The 5,795-nt window shown below is 73.5% G+C and carries 6 protein-coding genes; 1 reads left to right on the forward strand and 5 read right to left on the reverse strand.

The window, feature by feature from the left end; all coding sequences use genetic code 11:
* The first annotated feature begins 87 nt into the window (after window positions 1–87).
* Window positions 88–639, forward strand: coding sequence for an NADPH-dependent FMN reductase (locus IEZ27_RS13750; RefSeq protein WP_189647526.1), 552 nt, complete (start codon window positions 88–90; stop codon window positions 637–639).
* 31 nt (window positions 640–670) lie between these two features.
* Here the strand turns inward: IEZ27_RS13750 and IEZ27_RS13755 are convergent, their stop codons facing one another.
* Genes IEZ27_RS13755 through IEZ27_RS13775 form a run of 5 tightly spaced genes read right to left on the reverse strand, consistent with a single transcriptional unit; the run spans window position 671 to window position 5,786 of the window.
* Entirely contained in the window at window positions 671–940 is a 270-nt protein-coding gene (locus IEZ27_RS13755; protein WP_189647527.1) for an acyl carrier protein, read from the reverse strand.
* Window positions 933–2,783: an HAD-IIIC family phosphatase gene (locus IEZ27_RS13760; protein ID WP_189647528.1), complete on the reverse strand. Its 1,851-nt coding sequence runs from the start codon at window positions 2,781–2,783 to the stop codon at window positions 933–935. The genes IEZ27_RS13755 and IEZ27_RS13760 overlap by 8 nt, the downstream gene beginning before the upstream one ends.
* 11 nt (window positions 2,784–2,794) lie before the next feature.
* The gene (locus tag IEZ27_RS13765) at window positions 2,795–3,811 is read right to left on the reverse strand and encodes a 3-oxoacyl-ACP synthase III family protein (protein WP_189647529.1); all 1,017 of its coding nucleotides are present in this window, start codon (window positions 3,809–3,811) and stop codon (window positions 2,795–2,797) included.
* A complete protein-coding gene (locus tag IEZ27_RS13770) occupies window positions 3,808–5,211 on the reverse strand; it encodes a lysine N(6)-hydroxylase/L-ornithine N(5)-oxygenase family protein (RefSeq protein WP_189647530.1) in 1,404 nt (467 codons plus the stop codon). Before IEZ27_RS13770 ends, IEZ27_RS13765 begins: the two co-directional genes overlap by 4 nt.
* Window positions 5,208–5,786 (reverse strand): GNAT family N-acetyltransferase, encoded by a 579-nt coding sequence (locus tag IEZ27_RS13775; RefSeq protein WP_189647531.1) that lies wholly within the window; start codon window positions 5,784–5,786, stop codon window positions 5,208–5,210. Before IEZ27_RS13775 ends, IEZ27_RS13770 begins: the two co-directional genes overlap by 4 nt.
* Window positions 5,787–5,795: the final 9 nt, after the last annotated feature.

Consider the following 5,795-nt stretch of genomic DNA (forward strand, 5'->3'; position numbering starts at 1 on the left):
TGAAGCATAAATGGTGGACAGCAGCGCATTCAGTATCTCGACCGGCCTCCCTACGGTGGTTCTCGTAACCGACTGAGGGAGATCGACATGCTGAAGGTTGGCATCATCCTGGGCAGCACTCGTCCGGGGCGCAACGGCGAGGCGGTGGCGCACTGGGTGCGCGACCTGGCGGTCAAGCGGGGCGACGCCGAGTACGAGCTCGTCGACCTGAAGGACTACGACCTGGGCAACCTCGACGAGCCCGAGCACCCCGCCATGGGCAATTACCAGCACGAGCACACCAAGCGCTGGTCGGCCACGGTCTCGTCGCTGGACGCGTTCGTCATCGTGACGCCGGAGTACAACAACTCCTACCCCGGCTCGCTCAAGAACGCCCTCGACTACCTGTACGCGGAATGGACCAACAAGGTGGCCGGGTTCGTCGGCTACGGCGTGGACGGCGCGCCCCGGGCGATCTCGCACCTGCGGCACGTCCTCGGCCTGCTCAGCGTGGCCACCGTGTCCCAGCAGGTCGGGTTCTCGCTCCAGGCCGACTTCGCGGACGGCTTCAAGCCCGCCGCCGCCCACGAGGACCGGCTGAACCTCGTCCTCGACCAGGTCCTCGCCTGGGCCTCCGCGCTGCGCCCGCTGCGGGTGTGACCGGACGCGCCGGCGACCACGCCGGTCACCGTCAAGGGACGGGAGCGCCCGGCGCCGGCCGGTTCGCCCGCTCGGCCGCCTTGATGGCCTCGGCCAGGTCGCCCACCGTCTCGATGGCGAGGTAGGCGCGCAGGTCGAACGTCACCCCCCAGCGCTGCTCGATCAGGGTGAGCAGCCGGAGCGCGGCCAGGCTGCTCCAGTTGCCGAGCCCCTCGAAGCGCGACTCGCCGGTGATGGGCAGGCCCCGCTCGCGGGTGGTCTGGGCGATGAGCCGCGTGAGGTCGTCCAGCGGTTCAGGCACGGGCACTCTCCTCGTCGAGGTCGATCCAGTCGGGCCGCAGGTCGGGGCGGGGGACGAGCGGCAGCGTGAGCCGGTCGCCGGCGGCCGGGGCGAAACCGGCGGAGGGGTAGAAGGCGGCTCCCGGGCGGTTGCGGGAGCTGGGCACGAGACGGGCGTCCAGGCGGGCGGCGCCGTCCGCCAGCGCCCGGTCGATCACGCTCTGCAGGACCGCGTGCTCCACCCCGCGCGAGAAGACGCGGCAGCTCATCACGAAGTTCTCGATCAGCCAGTGCCCCGGCCGCCGGGAGATCCAGACGCCTCCCACCACGCCCTCGGCGCCGAACCGGTCCGCCACCTCGAACCCGAGCAGGACCCGGTCGGCCGAACGGGCGAACGCCCCGGTCTCGGCCTCGGAGTGCGCGCCCTTGACCATCGCGAACTGGTTGGTACGGGAGGCGAGCTGCACCAGGCGCGGCACCATGTAGTCGTCGGCCTCCCGCACGGTGACGCGGAGCCCCAGGCTGCGCAGATACTCCTCCGCCGAGGTGAACGACTCCGCCTCGCGCTCCCGGTCGTACCGGGCCCGGTACAGCCCGGTACGGTCCCGGTCGGCCTCGGTGGTCGCGAGGACGGCGAAGTGGTCGGGGTCGAGCAGCCCGCGCACGTGACCGGCCGGGTCGCCGCGCAGGTGCACCACCGCGACCTCGGGCAGCGCGTGCCGCACCTGCGCGCACTCGAACCGGCTGTCGTCGGCGAACACGAACGAGTCCAGCCCCAGCCCGAGGCTCCCGGCGAGGTGGCGGAGCTGGTCGCTCTTCGGCTGCCAGCCGGTCGCGCGCGCCACGAAGTCCTCCGCCCGCACCAACATGCCGGGATGCTCGCCGAACACCCGGTCCACGATCTCCGGCTCGTTCTTGCTCGACACCGCGAGCAGCACCCCCTGCCGCCGCAGGTCCTTGACCCGGCGCTGCACCTCGACGTACGCGTTGCCGGGGTAGAGCGGGCCCAGCTCGATCCCGGTCAGGCCGTCGTCGCCGACCACGCCGCCCCACAACGTGCCGTCCAGGTCGAGGACGAGGACCTTGCGCGACAACCCGGCGACCGCCCGGCAGAACGTCGCGGCCTCCCGCGCGTACAGCAGTTCCACGCCCGCCGACCAGGCCATGCTCGCGAACCGGTGCAGGCGTTCGTCGCGCAGCCCGCCGGGATGGTCCGTGAGCAGCGACTCCAGGTCCACCACGTGGACCGGGCCGGGCCGTTCGGCCAGCTCCAGCAGCTCGCAGTTGAGCTCCCGCCAGATCCGGCCGAGCGCCGCCCTGTCCCGGAAGGAGATCACCGCCCGCTGCTCCGGCCGCGACAACGGCACCGTGTGCAGCAGCACCGAGCCCCACGTACGGCCGGCGAAGCCGTCCACGGCCCGGCGCAGCGCCGCCAGCCGTTCGCCGAGGGCCGCGCGCAGGGTGGCCGGGTCGCGGTCGTCCGGCAGCAGCGCCTCGTCGTGCAGCAGGAGCAGCGTCACGTCCGGGCCGAACGCGGCCAGGTCGGAGCCGGGATCGGCGAGCTGGGCCTCGGCCTGCCCGAAGGGGCACACGTACAGCTCGGGCGCGATGCCCGCGCGCAGCAGCAGCACGCGCAGCAGCGGCGCGACGGCCTCGGCGGTGAACGTCGCGGCGATCGCGACCCGCAGCGGCCGCCCGGCCGGCAGCAGCAGGGCGCCCGGCACGTCCGCCAGCCGCAGCCCGGCCTCGACCAGGACGGGCACGTCAAGGGTCTCGTCGTCGAGCGCCGCGGGCAGCGTGGGGTCGGCGGCGGCCCCCGGCAGGGCGAGCGCGCTCAGCCGGTCCAGCAGATCGTCGGCATCCATGAAGGGCTCCTTCAGACCCGCAGCAGCGTGCACGTCCAGTGCATGCCGCTGCTCACACTCGTCAGCGCCACCAGGTCGCCGGGGGCCAGCTCGCCGGTCTCGACCAGCCGGCCGAGCCCGAAGATCTGGTCGGCGCAGCCGAGGTGCCCGTGCGCCATCGCCAGGTCCGCGTTCGTCCGCCCGATCGGCACGCCGAGCTCGCCGGCCAGGTCCGTGAAGGCCGGGAGGTTGTCGTGCAGGTGGACGATCCGGGCGATCGAGCCGGTCGTCACGCCCGCCCGCGCGCACGCCCGTTCCAGCACCTCGCGGTTGCGGGCCAGGGTCGTGCGGGCGAAGTCGAACATGGCCATGATGTCGCCGGCGAAGAACTCCTGCAGCCGGTCGGCGGGCGCGGCGATCCTGGCGGGCACGGCCATGGCCGGGGTGAACGGCCTGGCCGAGCCGCCGGCGTCCAGCCGGTAGAAGTCGGCGTAGCGGCCGTCGGTGAGCGTCTCGGTGACCAGCCACCGGCAGCTCCCGGCTCCGCGGCGGACCAGCGCGGCGGCGGCGCCGTCACCGTTGACGCAGGTGTTGACCGACAGGCGGTCGCAGTACTCCTCGCACACCCGGTTGGCGCCGATGATCAACGCGGTGGCGTGCGACTCGTGGGTGGCGAAGCGGCCCGCGACCGTGTCGAACGCCGTGACGCCGCCGCCGCACGCCTGGTTGACCAGCAGCGCCTCCGCCCGGTGCGCGCCCAGCCTGGCCTGCACCGCCGCGGCCGCGTCCCAGTACAGGTACTCGGCCAGGTCGGCGGCGGCCAGGACGACGAGGTCGAGCTCACCGGGCGCGACCCCGGCCCGGTCCAGCGCCTCGCCGCCCGCCCGTACGGCCAGGTCCGTCAGGCCGACGTCCGGCGCGGCCCGGTGGAAGGCGCGGTACCCCCAGCCGCGGACCGTCCGCGCGTCGCCCGGGTGCCCGTCCATGAGCGCCGACACCGGCACCGGCTCGCCCAGGGCCTGGCCGAAGGCGACGATCCCGAAGCTCATGCCTCCTCTCCCGGCTCCCACGGCCCGGCGCCGTCCCGGCGGCCCCCGGCGGCGGCCAGCGCGGCCGTAGGGGCCTGGGCGGCCGACCCGTTCCGGCTCGCCGGGGCCGGGCGCGGGCTCTGGCCGGACCGTACGGCGATCGAGTGCAGGATCTCGCCGGAGCGTACGGCGATGTTGGACAGCAGCCCCGAGCTGATGCCGTGCGTGTGCTCGGTCGGGCCCTGGAGGTAGATGCCGCACTCCACGTCGTCGGCCGTCTCGACGCGGTAGTCGCGGGTGACCCTGGGCCTGCCGCGCTGGTCCCGCAGGCAGTGCTCGCCCATCTCGCCCAGCAGGCCGAAGACGTCGCTCTCGCGGTAGCCGGTGGCCAGGACGACCAGGTCGGCGTCCAGCACGTCGAGCTCGGCCGACGGCAGCGACTCGACGACGACGCGCACGCCGTCGCCGGTGTCGAGCACCTCCACGACCCTGGACAGGTTGAGGATGCGCAGCCGCCGCCGGCCGCTGACCTTCTCCTGGTAGAAACGCCGGTACAGCTCGTCGATCAGGTCCGTGTCCACCACCGAGTAGTTGGTGTTGCGGTGGTAGTCGGACATCATCCGCCGGACGTCCTCGCCCGCCGCGTAGTGCAGGTCCACGGCCTCGGGGTCGAAGACGCGGTTGGCGAACGGGCTGTCGTCGGCCGGGCTGTAGCCGTACCGGGCGAACACGGCGCACACCTCGGCGTCGGTGAACGTGCGGTGGGCGTACTCCACCACCTCGGCGGCGCTCTGCCCGGCCCCGACGACGACGATCCGGCGCGGCGGCGGGCCCTGGAGCCGGGAGATCCTGGTCAGCAGCTCGTCGCTGTGCCAGACGCGCGCCGAGACCGGCGTGCCCGGGGGCAGGGCCGGGCGCAGGCCGGTGCCGAGCACGATGTTGCGGGCCCGTCGCACCTCCAGCCGCCCCTGCGGCCCGCCCCTGCGGACCGTCACGTCCATCGCCTCGACGCGCCCGCCGTGCCGGACCGGCCGGACGCCGACGACCGTGCAGGAGTAGTCCACCAGGTGCGCGAAGTGGCCCGCGACCCACCGCAGGTAGTCGTTGAACTCGATGCGCGAGGGGAACAGGTTCTTGTGGTTGACGAAGTCGATCAGCCGCTCCTTGGCGTGCAGGTACGCCAGGAAGCTGTACTCGCTGGTGGGCCTGCGCAGGGTGACGAGGTCCTTCAGGAACGACACCTGGACGGTCGCGCCCTCGATGAGCATGTCCCGGTGCCAGGTGAACTCCTCCTGCCGTTCGAAGAAGACGCCGGCCAGCCGCCCGCCGCCGCGGTTGTGCTCGTCCAGCGCCACGGCGAGGCCCAGGTTCGACGGGCCGAACCCGATCCCCACGACGTCGCAGCTGCGGGGGTCGTTCATCCCTGTGCTCCCGTCAGTCCGTGTCCGGGGCGCGGCCGGACCATCAGCGCCGCCGTCTTGTGCGGGAACGCCACCTCGCCGGCCCGCCGGAACCCGGCCTTGCCGAACGCCCTGACCGAGGCCAGGTTGAGCACGTTCGGCTCGGCCACCACCCGCGCGCAGGCCGGGTCGGCGGCGAGCAGGCCGTCGGCGACCGCGCGCAGCAGCAGCGAGCCCAGCCCCCGGCCCGTGTCGCCGGCCTCCCCGACGGCGATGTGCACGCCCAGGTCACTGGGCTCGGAGGTGTACAGGGCGGCCAGGCGGTCGCGTCGTACGCGGTAGATCTCCAGGTAGGCCACGTCCCGGCCCTCGTGGGCGGCCACGCAGGGCAGCGAGTGGTCGCCGGAGAGCTGGGCCGTCAGCTCGGCCGTCCATTTGTCCAGGGTCCACGCCTGGTCCCAGGCGGTCGCCACGTGCGGCTCGTTCATCCAGCGCCACACCAGCCGGGCGTCGCCGTCCTCGGGCGAGACACGCCGTATCGTCCACGGCGGCCCGAGCGGCGGCAGCGGAGGCGGTCCCACGGTCAGCATCATCATCTGTTGTCC

This window comes from Nonomuraea spiralis, from assembly GCF_014648435.1.
In the GTDB taxonomy this organism is placed as follows: domain Bacteria; phylum Actinomycetota; class Actinomycetes; order Streptosporangiales; family Streptosporangiaceae; genus Nonomuraea; species Nonomuraea spiralis.

Coding starts and splice junctions, on each gene's coding strand:
- IEZ27_RS13765 (WP_189647529.1), bottom strand. CDS start 3,811: ATGAGCTTCGGGATCGTCGCCTTCGGCCAGGCCCTGGGCGAGCCGGTG.
- IEZ27_RS13770 (WP_189647530.1), bottom strand. CDS start 5,211: ATGAACGACCCCCGCAGCTGCGACGTCGTGGGGATCGGGTTCGGCCCG.
- IEZ27_RS13750 (WP_189647526.1), top strand. CDS start 88: ATGCTGAAGGTTGGCATCATCCTGGGCAGCACTCGTCCGGGGCGCAAC.
- IEZ27_RS13760 (WP_189647528.1), bottom strand. CDS start 2,783: ATGGATGCCGACGATCTGCTGGACCGGCTGAGCGCGCTCGCCCTGCCG.
- IEZ27_RS13775 (WP_189647531.1), bottom strand. CDS start 5,786: ATGATGATGCTGACCGTGGGACCGCCTCCGCTGCCGCCGCTCGGGCCG.